The organism is Pseudomonas guariconensis, from assembly GCF_024127895.1.
Lineage (GTDB): Bacteria > Pseudomonadota > Gammaproteobacteria > Pseudomonadales > Pseudomonadaceae > Aquipseudomonas > Aquipseudomonas guariconensis_B.
Genome location: NZ_JAMYBK010000035.1, coordinates 26161 through 44679 on the forward strand (window position 1 = coordinate 26161; position 18519 = coordinate 44679).

Here is an 18519-nt window from a genome sequence, read left to right on the forward strand (position 1 = left end):
TGTGGAAAAGAGCCGGCATTCTACCCCAGCACGGCCCGCGCAGGCACTGTGCAAAAAATGATCAGCGCCTTGCGGATCAGGCAGTTGAAGGGCTCGGGCGGTTTTCCCGCAGGTTATCCACAGGCGGTTCCACAGTCATTGTGAACAACCCAGTACGCGTGCGGCGCTGTGATGGAGAATGCCGTGGCGCTTGGCCAGGGCCTCGCGATCCTTGCTGTAGCCGCCACCGATCACGCCGACCACGGGAATGTCGCGTCCCAGGCACTGGCGCAGCACCTGTTCGTCGCGGGCGGCCAGGCCGGCGTCGGTCAGTTGCAGGTAGCCCAGGGCATCGTCCTTGTGCACGTCGACGCCGGCGTCGTACAGCACCAGGTCTGGCTGGTACAGCGGCAGCAGGTAGTTCAGCGCATCCTCGACCACCTTCAGGTAGGCCGCGTCGCCCATGCCGCGCGGCAGCGGGATGTCCCAGTCGCTCTGGGCCTTGCGTGCCGGGAAGTTCTGCTCGCAGTGCAGGGACACGGTGATCGCCTCCGGGGTGTCGTGGAGGATGCGCGCGGTGCCATCGCCCTGGTGCACGTCGCAATCGAAGATCAGGACCCGGTGCACCCGGCCGGCCTCCAGCATGTAGCGGCTGATTACCGCCAGGTCGTTGAAGATGCAGAAGCCGGCGGGGTGGTCGTGATGGGCATGGTGGGTGCCGCCGGCCAAGTGGCAGGCGATGCCATGCTGCAGAGCCAACTCGGCGCTGAGCAGCGAGCCGCCCACTGCGCGCACCGTGCGCCGGGCCAGGGCCTCGCTCCAGGGCAGGCCGAGGCGGCGTTGGTCCTCGCGGGACAGCTCGCCGCTCAGGTAGCGCTCGATGTAGCTGCGGTCGTGGGCCAGGGCGAGGATGTCGTTGGGGCAGATGTCCGGTCGCAGCAGGGCCTGGTCGGTGGCCAGGCCGCTATCGACCAGGTGATCGCGCAACAGGCGGAACTTGTCCATGGGAAAGCGGTGCTCGGCGGGAAAGGCCGGGCTGTAGTCGTCGTGGTAGATCAGCGGCAACGGCATGGTGGTTTCGGTGGTGTGGGGCCAGCGCTGATCTTGCCAGTTCGAGGCCGGCCTGTCGCTTGCCCCCTGCAATGGGCCTGGCAGCCTACGCTGTAGAGTGTGAACCCGCGATTCACGGAGCCTTCTCGATGACTTCTATCCTCCAACTGGAAAGTGCACGGCTGGTGCTGCGCCAATGGCAGGACGACGACCTGCGCGAGTTCGCCGCGCTGTGCGCCGACCCGCAGGTGATGCGCTACTTCCCGGCACCGATGACACGCCTGGAGACGGCCGCGTTGATCGGGCGGATCCGCGGTCATTTCAGCGAATACGGCTTTGGCCTGTGGGCCCTGGAGCGCAAGGACAGTGGCGCGTTCATCGGCATGACCGGCCTGCTCAACGTCGACTTCGACGCCCCCTTCACCCCTGCGGTGGAGATCAGTTGGCGCCTGGCGCGACGGCACTGGGGCCTGGGCTTCGCCAGCGAGGCGGCGTGGACTTGCCTGCGTTGTGCTTTCGCCCAGTTGCGCCTGGAGGAAGTGGTGTCGTTCACTACCGAGGGTAACCTGCCTTCGCAGAAGGTCATGCAAGCCATCGGCATGCTCCAGGACCCGCAGGGCAGTTTCGAACATCCCCGCCTGCCGGCTGGCCATCCCCTGCGGCGCCATGTGCTGTATCGCATCGACCGGGCGCATTGGGAGCGGACCCTGCATGGCTGAATGACAGGTCATGCGCGGAGCGGATGACAAACCCTGTATCATTTGCCCCCATAACAGCGTTGTAGCGCCGTGATGCCTTGCTAGGAGAATCCCCCCATGAGCCACGTATTGGACGACCTGGTCGACCTGTTGAGCCTCGAGCCCATCGAGGAGAACCTGTTCCGCGGACGCAGCCAGGACCTGGGCTTCCGCCAGCTGTACGGTGGGCAGGTGCTCGGCCAGTCGTTGTCGGCGGCCAGCCAGACGGTCGAGGAGGCTCGTCACGTGCATTCGCTGCACGGCTATTTCCTGCGTCCGGGTGACGCCAGCATGCCGGTGGTCTACTCGGTCGACCGCGTGCGCGACGGCGGCAGCTTCAGCACCCGGCGGGTGACGGCGATCCAGAAGGGCCAGACCATCTTCACCTGCAGCGCCTCGTTCCAGTACGACGAGGGCGGCTTCGAGCACCAGGTGCAGATGCCCGATGTGGTCGGCCCGGAGAACCTGCCCAGCGAAGTCGAACTGGCCCGCGCCATGGCCGACAAGCTGCCCGAGCGTATCCGTGACAAGGTGCTGTGCGCCAAGCCGATCGAGATCCGGCCGGTCACCGAGCGCGACCCGTTCGACCCCAAGCCGGGCGATCCGATCAAGTACGCCTGGTTCCGCGCCGATGGCAACCTGCCGGACCTGCCTGCCCTGCACAAGTACATGCTCGCCTATGCCTCGGACTTCGGCCTGCTGACCACCTCGCTGCTGCCCCACGGCAAGTCGGTATGGCGCAAGGACATGCAGATCGCCAGCCTCGACCATGCCCTGTGGTTCCACCACAACCTGCGTGCCGACGACTGGCTGCTCTACGCCACCGACAGCCCCTGGGCCGGCAATGCCCGTGGTTTCGCGCGTGGCAGTATCTTCAACCGCGCCGGCCAGTTGGTGGCCTCGTCGTGCCAGGAAGGTTTGATCCGCCATCGCCAGGACTGGGCATGAGCCTTCGCCGCATGCGCAACTGGGTGTTCGACATGGACGGCACCCTCACCGTGGCGGTGCATGATTTCGCCGCCATTCGCCAGGCGCTGAGCATCCCGCAGGAGCACGACATCCTCACCCACCTGGCGGCGTTGCCGGCCGAGGAGGCGGCGGCCAAGCATGCCTGGCTGCTGGAGCACGAGCGCGACCTGGCGATTGCCTCCAAACCAGCCAACGGCGCCGTGGAGCTGGTGCGCGAGCTGGCCGGGCGGGGTTGCCGCCTGGGTATCCTCACCCGCAATGCCCGCGAGTTGGCCCATGTCACCCTGGAGGCCATCGGCCTGGCCGACTGCTTCCCGGTGGAGCACATCCTCGGCCGCGACGAGGCCGCGCCCAAGCCCAGCCCCGATGGGCTGCTGAAGATCGCCCGGGCCTGGGGCGTGGCGCCGGGCGAGCTGGTGATGGTCGGTGACTACCGTTTCGACCTGGATTGCGGGAGAGCGGCGGGGGCGCATACGGTGTTGGTCAATCTGCCGGACAACCCCTGGCCGGAGCTGGCCGACTGGCATGCGGCGGACTGCTGGGCATTGCGGGCGTTGTTGGGCTGAGCGCTGGCCTGCATGGCGCTTGCAGACAAGCCAAGCACGACTTCTGGCGTGCCTGGACATGGCCTGTCGTGATCGAACACCTGCAAGACGTTCTCGAATAATTTCCCCCAGGCTCGCAGGGCTTAAATGAACCCCCGAATCCAGCTGGCGCGTCGCTCGGTGAAACCTGTAGAACGATCACAATAGAGCGTGAGCGACGTACCTACCCATTGTTTCCAAAGGAGTTTTCTTCGCTTACGCCTGCCCGTCCTTTCCTTGTGTCAGCAAAAAGAGAACAAGATCAATGAACACCGTGGGATCCGATGGTAGTAACCTTGCGCAAGGGTTCAAACCACGTCATGTAACGATGCTGTCCATCGCGGGCATCATCGGCGCCGGACTTTTCGTCGGCTCCGGGCACGCCATCGCGGCGGCCGGGCCAGCCACCATAATCTCTTACTTCGTGGCCGGGACCCTGGTGGTGCTGGTCATGCGCATGCTTGGCGAGATGGCCGTCGCCCATCCCGACACCGGGTCGTTCTCCACCTATGCCGACCAGGCCATCGGCCGCTGGGCCGGCTACACCATCGGTTGGCTGTACTGGTGGTTCTGGGTCTTGGTGATCCCCATTGAAGCGCTGGCTGCCGGGCATGTGCTCAACGCCTGGTTCCCCCAGGTCGACAGCTGGATCTTCGCCTTGCTCTCGGTCGTGCTGCTGGCTGCCACCAACCTGTTCAGCGTGGCCAAGTACGGTGAGTTCGAGTTCTGGTTCGCGATCCTCAAGGTCACGGCGATCCTGGGCTTCATCGGTCTGGGCTTCGCGGCTCTGCTGGGCTGGTTGCCCGACCGCGAGGTCAGTGGCCTGGGCAGCCTGATGGCGCAACATGGGGGCTTCGCGCCCAAAGGCGCGGCTGCAGTGATCGCAGCCTTCATCACGGTGATGTTCAGCTTCATCGGCACCGAGGCGGTGACCATCGCCGCCGCCGAATCCAGCGACCCGGCGCGCAACATCGCCAAGGCCACCCGTTCGGTGATCTGGCGCATCAGCACCTTCTACATCCTGTCGATCTTCGTGATCATTTCCGTGGTGCCGTGGAACGACCCGCAACTGGCGGTGGTGGGTTCCTACCAGCGTGCCCTGGAAATCATGAACATCCCCAACGCCGCGTTCATGGTCGACCTGGTCGTGCTGATCGCCGTCACCAGTTGCATGAACTCGTCGATCTACATCGCCTCGCGGATGATGTATTCCCTGGCCAAGCGCGGCGACGCCCCGGCCTTCCTCAACAAGACCTCCAAGGTCGGTGTGCCGCGCGCGGCCGTGTTCGGCAGCACGCTGATCGGTGCGGCCATCGCCATCCTCAACTACTTCGCGCCCAAGGGCGTGTTCGAGTTCCTGCTCGCCAGCTCCGGCGCCATCGCCTTGCTGGTGTACCTGGTCATCGCCATTTCCCAGTTGCGTATGCGTGCCCGCCTGGAGCGGGAGAATGCCGAACTGAAGTTCCGCATGTGGCTGTTCCCCTGGCTGACCTGGGCGGTGATCATCTTCATCTCCTGTGCCTTGGGCGTGATGATGTACACCGAGGAGCACCGGGCGGAGGTGAGCGCTACCCTGAGCCTGGCGATCGTGATTTCCTTCCTCGGGATCGTCACCTCCCGGGGGCATGGACGGACGGCCGTGGGCGTGCGTTCGATGGGGTAAGCGGGTATTGGATGTAGTGCAAAAGGGCATCTGGAAACAGGTATTGCCGGTCGGCCATTTGGGGCTGCGCAGCAGCCCCAGGCCTCACCCTGCTACACCTTCCTGCTGTCGCCGCATGGCGGCGAAATCGAGGAAGCTCATGTCAACCCAATTGAGGGCAATGCCGGTGCTCAGAAATCAGTCGTTCTCACAGGGAGGGGCGCAGTGCTCTTGTGAATTTGGTGGCTTAGCTCACTCCTGCTCCTGACGTTGCAGCAGCTTGCAAATCTCCACATTCACCTCTACAAACGCCTCCCAGCTGAACTGCTGTGCGTAGTGCACCCGGCAGATATCCGGCCGGGTCTCATAGATCAGGCAGTGCTTGTCGGCATCACTGTAATGCCGGCAAGCCCCATCCCCCGACCCTCCACAGCCTGCTGCATCCAGCACGTATTCTTGAAGAACAGCAGACAGAAGCTCTCCACGCCAGGGCATAACCCTGGCCAACCCGCTCGGCAGTGGCTTTGGCACGCTGCTTGGATCCAGATATGAGGCACGTGCTGCCTCGGGCATTTCTGCCCAGAACGACGGTATCTGTTCGTGTGTGGTCATTGCTCATCTCTCTCAGAGAGAGCCCAAGTGACTTCATCACGCTCGTTGATCTTGCTTTCCAGTCAGGCTTCCACCTCCGCAACGACGAAGTAAACGCCAGCCTGTTTGCTCGGGCCAAATTGGATAGGGCGAGGGAAGCTGGGGTCGCTTTCGTGCAGCTTCTCGAGGCCAGAGCGGCTCTTGTCAAAGCAGTGCTGCAGCGAGGCGTGACTGATCAGGTACTTCTTGGGGGGCATGTGTGGGTCTCTGTGTAAGCCGACACAGATTTAATACCCCTGCCAGACCCCTGTGGCTCGATTTCAAACCGAAAAATCGTCGGAAAACGCAATGACGGTTGATGTGAGCGCTGGAGTCGTCTGCATAAGCTCCTGTCGTCCCGAGAGCTACCATGCAACCTTGTGGAAGGCTATGGGCGCTCGCGATGACAGGGTGGTATGCATCATGACCGAGACGCTGCCGACTGGGCTGCTCTCTGAAATCGGTGGCGGCCCCAAAGTTTCGGAAGCATTAGTCATCGTTGGTGCGTGCTGACTTGTTTTTTCGAGCGTGGCCAAGTATCAGGAGAAGCTCAGGTGCTCATAGAGGCTGTGCACTTGAACATTTTTAGCCAGTGCCGGAATCCGTACCCATCTGCATCCAGTCTCACGGGCAAGTCGCCCGCATTCCGCCATCAACAGCTTACCGGTGCCCGTTCCTCGCGTTCCTGATTTTGTGCCGTCGAAACATCTAAAGCCTAGCTGGCATTTCTTCGAATTGAGAAATAAACGTCGGCGCACGCGGCAGTCACCGCCTACGGCGTGTGTATGCTGACGCTGTGCGAAAAGGATGCGCTGACTAGAGTCTGACTAGAACCCAGGGCAGCATCAGTTGCGTCAGCGGCCCGATGCTCAGCGCGAACAAAATGGTGCCGATGCCCAAGACAGACGGACCGGCGAGCAGAAAACCGATCAGCAGTACGCTCAGCTCGAGTACGGTACGCACACTGCGCAGCGAGTAGCCGGTAACGCGGTGTAGCCCTGTCATTAGACCGTCCCGCGGACCACGACCGAACTGCGCGCCGATGTACAGCGCGGAGCCGAACCCGCACAACAGCACGCCGCCGAGGGTGAACAACAAGCGCCCGGTGAAGGTATCCGGCGCCGTCAGCAATGGCAGAGCGAAATTCGCCGACAAACCGATGATCACGGAGTTGGATATGGTACCGAGGCCGGGCATTTCGCGTAGCGGAATCCATAGCAGCAGTACCAGAAAGGAAACCCCGACTATGATCCAGCCCAAGCTGAACGGCAGCAGCTTGGCCAGGCCAATATGTAGTGCATCCCAAGGCGCCAAACCGAGATTGCCGCGGATCATCAGCGCCGTGGATATGCCGAAGAAAGCCAGTCCGACAAACAGTTGCACGAGCCGGCGCGGCAACCTGCCTGCATGCAACTGCTCGATCGGCCCGAGCTGGGCGATAGTTGGCAACGACATAGATTGACATAAGCCTCTTTGAGAAACCTAGGAAAGACGAGGCTTTAGGTGTCTGCCCCGGCAAAATAATAGTCTGACACAAGGCCAATGCTCCATCGAATAAGGCCCTGGCTATAGAACAACATAGACTGACAAAACCGCCGTGGACAAGTCCACTATCTGGTGCACCGTCCCTAGTTTCATAGATGCTTTCCAGCGCAAGGGCGGTCTGCTCGGCCCCTGTGGGATCGTCCGCTTTTGGACGTTTCTGGGGAAATAGGCCGATCCCGTTGCTTGAGTTGCCCAATGGAGCAGATGACTTACGCCGACGCCGAATACGCCAGCAAACGCAAGCAAACCCAGAAGGAGCTGTTCCTGATTGAGATGGATCAGGTCGTACCTTGGAAAGGGTTGGTAGCGCTGGTCGAGCCGCACTATCACCAAAGGTGAAGGCGGTCGACCGGCCTATCCGTTGATGGCCATGCTTACGTGCGTATCTGATGCAGAACTGGTTCGGCCACAGCGATTCAGCAATGGAGGAGGCGCTGTATGAAACCATCCTGCACCTATTCGCAGGCTTGAGCCTAGAGCGTATACCGGACGAAAAGAGCATCCTCAATTTCCGTCGACTGCTGGAGAAGAATGAGTTGGCTGGGGTACAGGCCCAGCCCAAAAAATCGTCTCGTCGACGCTGTTCCTTACATCAGATGATGTGAAATATGTCAACGGTGTGGAACTGATGGACGACGGCGTTTTGAACTGCACTTTCTTACACCGTTGAGGGATTGGGTACCCGTGGATGGCGAAGAAAAGTATGCTCCGGTCGAGCATCCAGGGCGTGGATAAGTCCTGGAATAGTTGATCTGCGCGCATGACTTTGGGTGCGGGAAGCGAGCGACAAGCATTGCCCGTCGATGGTGTTCAAGCCCCAGGAAACGACAGCGAAAAACGTATGATCCCGGGTCTCGGCTGTTCGACATCCACCTGGCCCCCATGCAGTTGCATGATTGCCACGACAATGGCGAGGCCAAGACCGTAGGAGTCGGAGTGTTGGTGGCGTGACGCATCGCCGCGGTAAAAGCGATCGAAGAGTTTGCTCAGGGTTTCGTCGCTCAGCACCGGCCCTTGGTTCTCGACCTCAATCCGCGCACCGCGGTGGGTTTGTGTTACCCGCATCAGAATCTCGGTGCCCTCGTCGGCGTAACGAATCGCGTTCGCTACCAGGTTGCTCAAGGCTCTGCGCAGCAGCAAGGGGTCAGCGAGGACGCTGCCATTGCCTGTTATCTGAAAGGTCATTTGTCGCTCTTCAGCCAAGCCTTCAAAATAGTCGGCAATGCGCTGTGATTCGTTATGCAGTGATAGTTTCTGGCGCGCCACCACGGCTTGCGCTTCATCAGCGCGGGCAAGGAACAGAATGCTTTCGACGATGCGCGATATCCGTTCCAGTTCTTCAAGGTTCGAAGCGATCAGTGCCTGGTAGTCGTCCTCGCTGCGGCGCTGGCGAAGGGCGACCTGGCAATGCCCCATCAGCGACCCCACCGGCGTGCGGATTTCATGGGCAAGGTCGGCGGAAAACTGCGTCAATCGCTGATAACCCTGGGCAAGGCGATCGAGCATCGCGTTATAGGCGTCACTCAGCTGTTGCAGTTCAACCGGCGTATCGGCGCTGTCCATGCGGCTGTGCAGACGCTCAGGTGTTATCGCTGCCGCATGGGCGGCCATCTTGCGCAACGGGCGCAGCCCTCGATGCAGTACCAGGTAACCCAGCAACGCGGTAACCAGGAAGGCAAGGGCAACTGCCAGGTAGATACGCTCGCGATACGCCGCGAGCATCGCCATTTCCTTGCCCATTAGGTGCGCGGCGGTCAGGTGCACTTCACGCCCCCCCGATGTAGTGACGACGGTGGCGGCGCGCAGCATTATTCCCGAGTCGGTTACGCCGCTGCGCAGGTCACTGACGCTAAGCTTTGTATCCTGACCGATCACCGGCAGTTCAGGCAGCGTGACGTTGAGTGGGTTGACCTGAATTACCGGTGGCTGCCCCGGCTCTTCAATGATGAAGATGTCGTCTTCGCTGTCGAGCATGTTCTTGAAAATCTGCGGGCCGTCGCGCAGCTTTTCGATGGCGAGTTCGTAGTGCAGCAGCTTGCGAAAATGCTCCAGACGGCCCATGACAGCATGATCGCTATACACCAATACCGACGCTTTCATCGTCTGATACAGATAAAAGCCCGCACCGGCCACGGCCAGCATCGCTACCATGGAAAACGCCACGGTTGATCGCAGGGTCAGAGAAGGTTGGCGTCGGGACCGCATGTCCTCACCTCGCAGACATAGCCGATACCGCGAATGGTATGGATCAGCTTGACCGGATAGGGCTGGTCGACCTTGTTGCGCAGGCGCTTGACCGCAACGTCCACCACGTTGGTATCGCTGTCGAAATTCATGTCCCAGACTTCCGAGGCGATCTGCGTCCTGGACAGCACATCGCCTGCCCGCCGCAGAAACAGATGCAGAAGGGCGAACTCTTTGTTGGTCAGCATAATCACCTGCTGCTGGCGTGTAACACGGCGTCGTACTAGGTCCAGTTCGAGGTCGGCGAGGTGGAAATGGTCGGCTTCGCGCACGACACCGCGACGCAAAATAGTTCGGATGCGTAACAGCAGTTCGGTAAACGAAAAAGGTTTGACCAGATAATCATCGGCGCCCAGTTCCAGACCGCGAATACGGTCCTGCAACTGGTCGCGCGCAGTGAGGAACAGCACGGGAACGTCTTGTCTGGCGCGCAAAAGCTCAATGATCTGAAACCCGTCGATCCCGGGCAACATCACGTCCAGCACGATCAGGTCGTAGGTTGTATGCAAGGCCATGTGCAGGCCGTCGGCACCATGCTCGGTCCAGTCGACGTTGTAACCGGACTCGCCGAGGCCCTTTTTGAGGTACTCACCTGTTTTGGTGTCGTCTTCGATCAGCAGGATATGCATCGTGAGGCGCGCTCGGGTCTCTTCATGACAGGATTCAGCCCGCGATATCGGTATCTCGGCCTTGGAGTGTAACGAGATGAGCGGGCGCAGTCGGTTACATTTCTGTCATTTAATGGCAGGGCTGGCGAATGACAAAAATGTCATTCGGCGGTCATCGTGGCGTCCCGATCTGCGGTCGAGGATGGCGGCACATCAACCCATGAGGAATTGTCGCCATGCCACTCAAACAAGCCCTGTCTACCACGTTCGGTTTGTTGATGCTCAGTGCTGCCGTCGTTGCCACCGCAGCCGACATGCCGGTCATCAAACCACTGCGCGGTACGGTGGATAGCTTCAGCAACAATACACTGACATTCACTGTCCGCTCTGGCGCCCAGCAGACTATCGGACTGACTGACAAGACCGGTATCAACCTGGTATCGAAAGCCGATATCGACTCGATCAAATCCGACAGTTTCATTGGTTCTGCGGCCATCCCGCAGGCCAACGGAACATTGAAGGCGCTGGAGGTGACGGTATTCGATGCCAGCCTCAAGGGCAGCGGCGAAGGTCATTACGGCTGGCAAAACGCGGATGGCAGCACGGGCACCATGACCAACGGTACCGTGGGGAAACTCTCCAAAACTGACGGCCGCACATTGACCGTCAATTACAAGGGTGGCGAGAAACAAATCGTCGTACCGGATGATGTGCCTATCGCCTACGTCGAGCCAGGCAAAGCCGATGAACTGGTCAAAGGTGCGAAAATCGTCGTGTTCCCGGCTGCAGATGGAACCACAGCACGCGGTATTGCGGTTGGCAAGGATGGCTTCCAACCACCGATGTAATCACCTGACGGGCCTGGAGCAGTGCCTATGACAACGCTCCGGTCCATCGATGGTTTCGAAGGGGAAAACCGTGAGACAAAAACAAATTCATCCGTGGCCGGTTCGCCTCACCCACTGGCTCAACGCCGTCTGCATGGTCTGTATGTTCATGAGCGGTTGGGCGATTTACAACGCTTCGCCACTGTTCGGCTTCAGGTTTCCGGTGGCGCTGACCGTGGGTGGCTGGCTGGGTGGGGCGCTGGCTTGGCATTTCGCATTCATGTGGCTGCTGCTGATCAACGGCTCAATTTATGTGCTGTATGGGATCGTCAGCCGCCATTTCAGACATGCGTTGCTGCCCATGGGGCTTGCTGCATTGAAGCGTGATCTGACGGAGGCTTTGCGTTTCCGGCTGGTCCATGAAAAGGGTGTCTACAACGCAGTGCAGCGCCTGATGTACTGGATGGTGCTGGCCGCAGGTGCACTCGTCGTCATCTCGGGCGTGGCGATCTGGAAACCCATTCAACTTCAAGAGTTGGTCGCGCTACTGGGCGGCTATGACGTCGCTCGTTACGTACATTTTGCGGCGATGGTGATGATTGCTGCATTCGTTGTGATTCATCTTGCGTTGGTAATGCTGGTGCCCAAAACCCTGCTGCCAATGATTACAGGTGGTGTGCGGTCGCTTGATACCGGGAAACACGGCCATGATTGAAACTGAAAAAAGAACTGTGCAGCGCGTCAGGCTTGAGCCTGCGCAACAGCTTGAACTGGAGAATATCCAGCGCCGCCATTTCCTTCGTGCCGGCTTGACCGTTGGCGCGATGTCGATGTTGACCGGTTGCAACCTGCAGGACGGCGATCAGGTCGACAAGGTCCTTTGGGCCATGTCGCGCTGGAATGATCGGGTCCAGGCGTGGCTCTTCAGTGGACAGAAACTGGCACCGACCTTCACCCGTGCGCAGATCACTGCGCCATTTCCGTTCAACGCATTCTATGGTCAGGACGATATCCCTGAAGTGGACCTGGCAAGTTACTCGCTTGCCGTCTCCGGCCGGGTCAGGGACAAGGCACCATGGACACTCGAACGGTTACGCAGACTGCCGCAACGTAGCGACATCACCCGGCTGATCTGTGTGGAGGGTTGGAGTGCGATTGGGCAATGGGGAGGCGTATCGCTTAAAACTTTCCTGGAACACATCGGGGCCGACACCACAGCGAAATTTGTCGGTTTCAAATGTGCTGACCGTTACTACTCCAGCCTGGACATGCCAACGGCCTTGCACCCACAGACACTGCTGGCACTGGATTACGGTGAAGCCGCGTTGCCGCCTGAGTACGGCTATCCCCTCAGGGTTCGAGTGCCGACCAAGTTGGGTTTTAAAAACCCCAAGCATGTTGTCGAGATTTTCGTGAGTAACAACAACCCGGGCGGGTATTGGGAAGACCAGGGATACAACTGGTTCAGCGGGATCTGATGAGGTACAGAACCTAAACAGCGGCGTCCGATTTGGAACCTGTTCCCAACACTCACAGCCGAATCAGTTATTTCTTGGATGCGCCTTCACTTGCCCATCTCATTCGCGCTACTAGCCACAATTGATTCCCGTCAGGCAGGTTTAGGCAGCGCAGTTCAGTCCTGGAAGTGCATAGTCACGCCAGGAGCATCGGAGTGAGTGATGACATTAGCTTTGGCATGAGGTGCTCTTATGATTGGTGTTTCTGCGCTACCGTCAGTTCCAACAGTGTTGCCGACTTCAGGAAATAAAATACAAGCTACTACCAATGGATCGGATTTCCGCTCCCACTTGGAGGCTCAGTCCAGGTCACATGTGCAGCAGCTAGAGACAACAAGCGCACAGGTGTTATCGGACTCGTCCACGAACTTGTCACGTCGACCGGGTATGGAAGCAATGCTTCAAATGTTGGCATGGCGCAAGCGTACGGACAGCGCTCCCAGTAGACCAGGTCCATCAGTACCAGATGCTCAAGCCAGTGGCGTGGATATTGCGAGCTTTAACTTCCCCGTTCGAGGCGTTTTGGCTACCGGGGAGGTCATCCAACAGAGCTGCCTAAATGAGGAGGGTGGGAAGCTCTATTTGAAGTCTTTTAATGACCTGGCCGTGTGTGCTTCTGCTGGCGAAGAAAGTGAATTGCCCCCTGAAGTTAACTGCGGATGGGGGCTGAATGCATTCGCAATTGCAGTGGCTCTGTCCGTAATAATCCTCACCTGGATACCAACGGAGATTGTTCGAGCGCCACTACGATCACCCAAAATCCGGAATTTGCGCCGTCGCAAGCCCTCTTCAGTCGAGAGCGATCTTTATGATCGGTCAGATTTAGAGGAAAGGGGTTAGAAACAGAGGGCCTCGATAGCTCTTTTGCCGCTGTCTAGGATTTCTGCGGGTGATGCCGCACCGAACACCGCGATCACGCGGGCCAACGCTGTTTCAGTGCCAGCACGCATATCCATCGGCTCGGTGGCGAGTTAGATGCTATCGATATGGATCACTGGGCAAGTCCACGGACAACGCGGGCGCAGCCTTCAGGATCGAGGGTTGGCCATTTCACCGTGACCGATTGCTCACCAAGCGGTAACTCGATAGTCACCTTCAGCCGGTCGCTTCGGCGTAGCTCTCACTGGAACGAACGCCGGCAACGCCGCTGGTGGTTGATCTCGGTCAAGCTGTAGCCACTTGCGAATGACGTTGGCGTTGATGTCGTGGCTGATGGCGACGCTGGAGACGGTCGCACCGGATTGCAGGCACCTGAAAAACCTGGGCCTTGAACGGTTTAGGGTAAGAGCTTCGTTGGTGCATGGAAATCCCGGCGATAAGGGCTATCGCGCCCGCTTAAAAAGACGCGGACACCATCGTCCTTAATGCTGGAGTGCGGAAGGTGACTTAGCCGGACGCGCACGGCACGGTGGTGGCTGGCCGAGAATGGCTGTCGCCGGACCCTGCTGACGATCATCGACAGGTTGTGCGAGCCGGTTTTGCCAGGAGGCAGTAACTCGTAGGCGGTGCATTACCCACGGGACTGATAGGAATAGGCAAAGATTGCAGACGTTCCGGCATACGTCGCTGTAAGTAGCTTCACTACCATGGGCATCACTCAACCGAGAGGAGATGCTCATGAATCATTCTAAAACACTGTTCATAACCGGCATTAGCAGCGGCTTCGGCAAGGCCCTTGCCAGTGAGGCATTGGTTGCTGGTCATCGTGTCATCGGTACGGTTAGAAACCAGGAGGCGTTGCAGGCGTTCGAAGCGCTGTCTGCTGAACGTGCCCACGGTGTAATCTTGGATGTCACCGATTTTGAACGCATCGACAGCGTCGTCGCTAACGTGGAAAGCTGTCATGGTCCGGTAGATGTCCTAGTCAACAACGCGGGCTATGGCCATGAAGGCATTTTTGAAGAGTCGCCGCTTGAAGAAATGCGCCGCCAATTCGATGTCAACGTGTTTGGTGCGGCCGCCATGATCAAGGCGTTTTTACCGTACTTTCGTCAGCGTCGCGGCGGGCACATCATCAACATCACGTCGATGGGCGGCACCATCACAATGCCGGGTATCGCCTACTATTGCGGCAGCAAGTTTGCCTTGGAAGGGATCTCCGACACATTGAGCAAGGAGCTTGCACCGTTCAACATCTTAGTGACTGCTGTTGCGCCGGGCTCGTTCCGCACCGACTGGGCCGGCCGTTCAATGCAGCGTACGCCACGCAGCATTGCCGACTACGATGCTAGCTTCGATCCGGTGCGCCAGGCACGAAAAGAGAAGAGTGGCAAACAGCTGGGAGACCCGCAAAAAGCCGCACAAGCGATGCTGCAACTCATCGACAACGCTAATCCGCCCGCCCACCTTCTGCTTGGCAGCGATGCGCTGGGCCTGGTCCGAGGCAAGCTTGAGCAGTCGCTGAAAGAGCTCGAGCAGTGGGAAGCCCTGACCCGCTCTACCGATAGCTGAACGCTCAAGCAGAAGGATTGAATATGAGCAATGAGGCACACGGCACCCGACGTATGGTTGAATTGATGGCGCAGTTGGCGCCGCTCGAAGGATACAACCTCAGCCCCCTGGACGATATACGGTTTTTGCGCTCCAACCGACCGTTGACGCGCACGCCAGTGCTCTATGAGCCCGGCATCGTGATCCTGTGTCAGGGGCGCAAGCATGGTTACCTGGGGAACGACGTCTACATCTACGACGCTCAGCATTATCTGGTGGTGGCGGTGCCTGTTCCGTTCACGATGGAAACCGACGCCAGTGAAGAAGAACCGATGTTCGCCGTATACATGCGGCTGGATTTTAAGCTGGCGGGCGAGCTGATTCTGGAAATCGATGAAACATTCGGCCCGACGGCTGCACCGCCCAGAGGTATGTATTCCTCGCTGATGGACGACCGATTGCGTGAATCCACCTTGCGCTTTCTTGAAGTCATGAGTCATCCAGTCGATGCGCAGATCTTGGGCCCCTCGCTGGTACGTGAGATTTACTACCGCATCATTGCTGGCGAGCAGGGCGGCTCGATGCGCGCGGCGCTCAGTAAACAGGGGCATTTCGGCAAAGTCACCCGTGCCATCCGCAAGATCCACAGCTCTTATCAAGAGCAGTTGAGCGTCGAAGCGCTGGCTCAGGAAGCCAGTATGAGCGTGCCTAATTTCCACCTTCACTTCAGGACGGTGACTAACTCGTCGCCTATGCAATACTTGAAATCGACTCGACTGCACCAGGCACGTTTGCTGATGTTGCGTGACGACATTTCGGCGGCAGCAGCGGCATTCGATGTCGGCTATGAAAGCCCATCGCAATTCAGCCGGGAATTCAAACGTTTCTTCGGCCGCACCCCTCACGCCGAGATCGCGTGGATGAAAGCGACATACTCATTACCTGAGTCCAACAGGCCTTCGTTCTTCGTCTCCTCACATTAGTGTTTGGCCCCGTAGCAGGGTCCCAGTGGAATAGGGTGGTAACGAAGTCATCGTTGCTAGCTTTCTCTGGTGTTTCTGAGGAACGGCAGAATTTGGCGAGTGAAGGGGGGGGGGAGAACTCCCGGTAACGGATTGCCGAGCGTAAACGTTGGTTGCCGCTAGAGAGGCAATCCGTATTCGATATGCCCAATCAGGTTCAATACATCACGATGGTCATTGCGCATTAGCAGAAGTTCGAGTGGGGATTTCATGCCCGCTGCCATTGCTGGCGATGTCAGCCAGCGTGAAGTTTCGGTCGCGTTGAAGGCGAAGAGTTTGAGAGCAGAGCCTAGTACTTTCGCCATCGAATTCCCCTGCCTGATCCACTCATCCAATTCTGGTGTTGGCATTGCGCATTCTCTCTCATGGGCCTCGCAGCGGGCGCTCAGCCAGCCATTGCGCTCTCGGATGAGACCCGGGGCGCCGCATAGCTCGCAGATGGATTCCGACAACCTTTCTACGAGATCAACTACAGCTTCGATGTAGTCGTCACCACCGTGGTAGTAGAAACGAAGCCCCCCAAACTTCTCTTTCACCTGCGATGCAACTACTTGCTCTGAGTCCCGATGATTGGAGTTTGTCTGGATCAGTTCGCAGGCTGCGTAGATAAGCGCGAACCAGCCGTCTTGGCACTCGAAGCCGAACAACGAAAGGCATCCCCGTCCCTCTGCCGGCAGTAGCGCGGGGTAGCGGGAGCTAAGATAGGATTCCAACTGTTCATTCATATGCGTTTCCCATTTAGTGGCCTGGTGATACGCCCTTAGAACCAGGAATCCTCAAGTGCAAAACCGTGAGGTTTGAGTACCTCGTTAATTGCGCCACAGGTGCGTTCACAGCGGCGCAGTTCGCAATCGGTAAAGGATGCTGTGAGGGCCAGCAGCCAGGTCAGCTCATGCAGGTGAATCTCGCGTGGATCGCAATACCAGACCTGCACTATCGAGATGCTTGGGTCTTGGAAGTGGAAATCTTCGACCAGTTCCAGCGTTCTCTCTCTAACGCGCCAGTCGCTGATGCTGATGGCATAGGTTTTCTGCAAGTCGTCCGCTAGCATGCTGATTTCGCTCAGGGCGCTTACACCGGCCAGCGGAAGACCCGAGGAGTCGAAGTCCCGCACGTAGAAATCCCGGATTCTGGGGTTCGAGATGCAGTTTCTGACTTCGGTCAGGGAGATGCTACCGGTAGCTTCGCGCAAATTGGATTTCAACTGCTCGGCGAGGCTGGGCTCGTTGATCATGTGTAGTTGCACTAGTGGTACTAGCCTTCTCATTTCGGTTCTCCTGCGATTAATTTGGCCTTTCGTGATCCGAATACGGAATTCGGTGGCCGCGCTTGGCCATGCGATTCCAAATGCGGAAAGGCTGGGCCGAATTCGGACGTTAGGCGTCCAAATTTGGAAAGAAAAGGCCAAATTGGGAAACACTCTCGAAGAGAGTGGTGTTAATTAAAGCGAAGAAAATGAAGGGAAATTACCGAATTTCCGTCGAAAACGACCAAGTTTCCTCGGTCATGTTTTTTTCGGTTTTCTTTATGAGATACTTTTTATCGAGCTGCGGATTTGCGAGCAAAGGCGTTGTACGTCACTTCGTTCCTCCCAGCGCGGCTCGCTTTTTCGGCGCTTCGCTTGAAAAAGAAAGGTGTACTTAATACGTCAATAGCATTGACATAAAAATAATAACAAGGTGCTCATCATGGATAGAAAAACAGCGAGGCTGTGCCTCCGAATCACCCCGTCCGACAAGAAGGCCATCGTCGCGAAGGCTCGTAATCTTCATCTCAGCACGGCCGATTGGCTGATCCGCTCTGCCCTAGACCGCGAAATCATCCCCCCGAGATCAGTGTGGGATGCGCAGTCGATCAATCAGCTCTCGCGTATTGGCAATAACCTCAACCAGTTAGCCCACTGGGCCAACTGTGGAGTGCATATAGATGAGGAGGCTCTGCGTGAAGTAGCGGTCGAGTTGCGAGCTTTGCGGGGGCTTCTGGATGATTTTTAAGGTTCGCAAGCATCGTTCGAGGCGGCATTTGCGCAACCTCGTCCGGTATCTTCTGTCTCGTAAGAGCAAATCGAATGAGCGGGTTTTGCGACACGAATCGCTCCTCGCATTACCCATGCTGCCCGGCGAAACTCCGCTCGGCTACGCCAAGCAATGGGCTTCCGAGCTGTGGTCATTCAGCGCCCAAGAGCGTGTCGGAAAAAAGCCTCCAGAAGATTATTTTGTTCACTCGGTTATGAGTTTTTTCCCGGGTAACGCTGTACATGAGGCAGATCAACTCACTGCCGAGCAGGCTGTTGAGCTTGCGAAAGAGGCGATGGCTGAGGTGGCTCCGGGAGAGAGGCAAGTTTTGTACGTTGTCCACGGCGATAAAGCGCATTTGCACGTCCATATCGTTTTCTCAACCGTCGAGCTTGGGGGGCGCATCTGGAACCCTCGGATGGATTTCCGCTTGTGGGAGGCTGCGGCTGCTCGATTGGAAGTAAAACACGGCCTGTACCAAGTCACGGTCGGGCGAGCGGGAGGGGAGCCCGCTCGGAGAAAATCGCCGTCTTCCAATGAGCTGAATATGGTTCTACGTACTGGACAGTCTTCTGATCGGATGCTGTTGCAACAGGCGCTCGATGCAGCGCTAGGCTCTGTACGAAAAGTACTGTCGTAGACATCGCCGCCAGCAGGCCAATGTGACCATGGCGGCATAGCTTTTCGCGAGCTTGCAGTAACGGGTCGCCAAGCGACGAT

General features: G+C 58.3%; 18 protein-coding genes and 2 pseudogenes. 12 read left to right on the forward strand and 8 right to left on the reverse strand.

Annotated elements, in window-relative coordinates:
• Positions 1-135: 135 nt before the first annotated feature.
• A complete protein-coding gene (locus NJF35_RS22960) occupies positions 136-1050 on the reverse strand; it encodes a histone deacetylase (protein WP_225790723.1) in 915 nt (304 codons plus the stop codon).
• 128 nt (positions 1051-1178) lie between these two features.
• Between NJF35_RS22960 and NJF35_RS22965 the strand changes: the two genes are divergently transcribed.
• The 4 genes from NJF35_RS22965 (at position 1179) to NJF35_RS22980 (ending at position 4982) form a co-directional block, all read left to right on the forward strand.
• Positions 1179-1748 (forward strand): GNAT family N-acetyltransferase, encoded by a 570-nt coding sequence (locus NJF35_RS22965; protein ID WP_225790724.1) that lies wholly within the window; start codon positions 1179-1181, stop codon positions 1746-1748.
• 96 nt (positions 1749-1844) lie between these two features.
• On the forward strand, positions 1845-2714 hold the full coding sequence (gene tesB / locus NJF35_RS22970) for an acyl-CoA thioesterase II (RefSeq protein ID WP_225790725.1): 870 nt from the start codon (positions 1845-1847) through the stop codon (positions 2712-2714).
• A complete protein-coding gene (locus NJF35_RS22975) occupies positions 2711-3301 on the forward strand; it encodes an HAD family hydrolase (RefSeq protein WP_225790726.1) in 591 nt (196 codons plus the stop codon). Before tesB ends, NJF35_RS22975 begins: the two co-directional genes overlap by 4 nt.
• Positions 3302-3584: 283 nt before the next feature.
• Positions 3585-4982 (forward strand): amino acid permease, encoded by a 1398-nt coding sequence (locus tag NJF35_RS22980; RefSeq protein ID WP_253081518.1) that lies wholly within the window; start codon positions 3585-3587, stop codon positions 4980-4982.
• A 231-nt stretch (positions 4983-5213) separates the two neighbouring features.
• Here NJF35_RS22980 and NJF35_RS22985 read toward each other — a convergent pair whose 3' ends face one another.
• Together NJF35_RS22985 and NJF35_RS22990 are read right to left on the reverse strand one after the other, a co-directional pair.
• Positions 5214-5573, reverse strand: coding sequence for a YkgJ family cysteine cluster protein (locus NJF35_RS22985; RefSeq protein ID WP_253091511.1), 360 nt, complete (start codon positions 5571-5573; stop codon positions 5214-5216).
• Positions 5574-6407: 834 nt separating this feature from the next.
• On the reverse strand, positions 6408-7046 hold the full coding sequence (locus NJF35_RS22990) for a YczE/YyaS/YitT family protein (protein ID WP_253091512.1): 639 nt from the start codon (positions 7044-7046) through the stop codon (positions 6408-6410).
• A gap of 285 nt (positions 7047-7331) precedes the next feature.
• Here NJF35_RS22990 and NJF35_RS22995 point away from each other — a divergent pair.
• A pseudogene (locus tag NJF35_RS22995) lies at positions 7332-7678 on the forward strand (transposase); the annotation flags it as partial.
• 268 nt (positions 7679-7946) lie between these two features.
• On the opposite strand, the gene NJF35_RS23000 reads toward NJF35_RS22995, so the two are convergent.
• Together NJF35_RS23000 and NJF35_RS23005 are read right to left on the reverse strand one after the other, a co-directional pair.
• Complete coding sequence (locus NJF35_RS23000) at positions 7947-9341, reverse strand: heavy metal sensor histidine kinase (RefSeq protein WP_253091513.1); 1395 nt, start codon at positions 9339-9341, stop codon at positions 7947-7949.
• Entirely contained in the window at positions 9314-10009 is a 696-nt protein-coding gene (locus NJF35_RS23005) for a heavy metal response regulator transcription factor (RefSeq protein WP_253091514.1), read from the reverse strand. Before NJF35_RS23005 ends, NJF35_RS23000 begins: the two co-directional genes overlap by 28 nt.
• A gap of 215 nt (positions 10010-10224) precedes the next feature.
• Here NJF35_RS23005 and NJF35_RS23010 point away from each other — a divergent pair, with 215 nt between their 5' ends.
• The 5 genes from NJF35_RS23010 to NJF35_RS23030 all read left to right on the forward strand — a co-directional run bounded on the left by NJF35_RS23010 (position 10225) and on the right by NJF35_RS23030 (position 15745).
• Positions 10225-10836: a hypothetical protein gene (locus NJF35_RS23010; protein ID WP_253091515.1), complete on the forward strand. Its 612-nt coding sequence runs from the start codon at positions 10225-10227 to the stop codon at positions 10834-10836.
• Positions 10837-10885: 49 nt separating this feature from the next.
• A complete protein-coding gene (locus NJF35_RS23015) occupies positions 10886-11530 on the forward strand; it encodes a cytochrome b/b6 domain-containing protein (protein ID WP_262924655.1) in 645 nt (214 codons plus the stop codon).
• Entirely contained in the window at positions 11523-12293 is a 771-nt protein-coding gene (locus NJF35_RS23020; RefSeq protein WP_253091517.1) for a molybdopterin-dependent oxidoreductase, read from the forward strand. Before NJF35_RS23015 ends, NJF35_RS23020 begins: the two co-directional genes overlap by 8 nt.
• A gap of 1656 nt (positions 12294-13949) precedes the next feature.
• Positions 13950-14783 (forward strand): oxidoreductase, encoded by an 834-nt coding sequence (locus NJF35_RS23025; protein WP_253091518.1) that lies wholly within the window; start codon positions 13950-13952, stop codon positions 14781-14783.
• A gap of 23 nt (positions 14784-14806) precedes the next feature.
• Positions 14807-15745 (forward strand): AraC family transcriptional regulator, encoded by a 939-nt coding sequence (locus NJF35_RS23030; RefSeq protein WP_253091519.1) that lies wholly within the window; start codon positions 14807-14809, stop codon positions 15743-15745.
• Positions 15746-15903: 158 nt separating this feature from the next.
• On the opposite strand, the gene NJF35_RS23035 is transcribed toward NJF35_RS23030, so the two are convergent.
• Positions 15904-16509: an antitoxin Xre/MbcA/ParS toxin-binding domain-containing protein gene (locus NJF35_RS23035; protein WP_253091520.1), complete on the reverse strand. Its 606-nt coding sequence runs from the start codon at positions 16507-16509 to the stop codon at positions 15904-15906.
• A gap of 35 nt (positions 16510-16544) precedes the next feature.
• Positions 16545-17018 (reverse strand): hypothetical protein, encoded by a 474-nt coding sequence (locus tag NJF35_RS23040; RefSeq protein WP_253091521.1) that lies wholly within the window; start codon positions 17016-17018, stop codon positions 16545-16547.
• A 454-nt stretch (positions 17019-17472) separates the two neighbouring features.
• On the opposite strand from NJF35_RS23040, the gene NJF35_RS23045 reads away from it, so the two are divergent.
• On the forward strand, positions 17473-17778 hold the full coding sequence (locus NJF35_RS23045; protein WP_253091522.1) for a MobC family plasmid mobilization relaxosome protein: 306 nt from the start codon (positions 17473-17475) through the stop codon (positions 17776-17778).
• A 28-nt stretch (positions 17779-17806) separates the two neighbouring features.
• Positions 17807-18439 carry a relaxase/mobilization nuclease domain-containing protein gene (locus tag NJF35_RS23050; RefSeq protein WP_253091523.1) on the forward strand — a complete coding sequence of 211 codons (633 nt, stop codon included), beginning with the start codon at positions 17807-17809 and terminating at the stop codon, positions 18437-18439.
• Here NJF35_RS23050 and NJF35_RS23055 read toward each other — a convergent pair.
• Positions 18410-18519 (reverse strand): annotated as a pseudogene (locus tag NJF35_RS23055) (IS5/IS1182 family transposase); the annotation flags it as partial. The gene NJF35_RS23050 and the pseudogene NJF35_RS23055 sit on opposite strands and share 30 nt — an antisense overlap.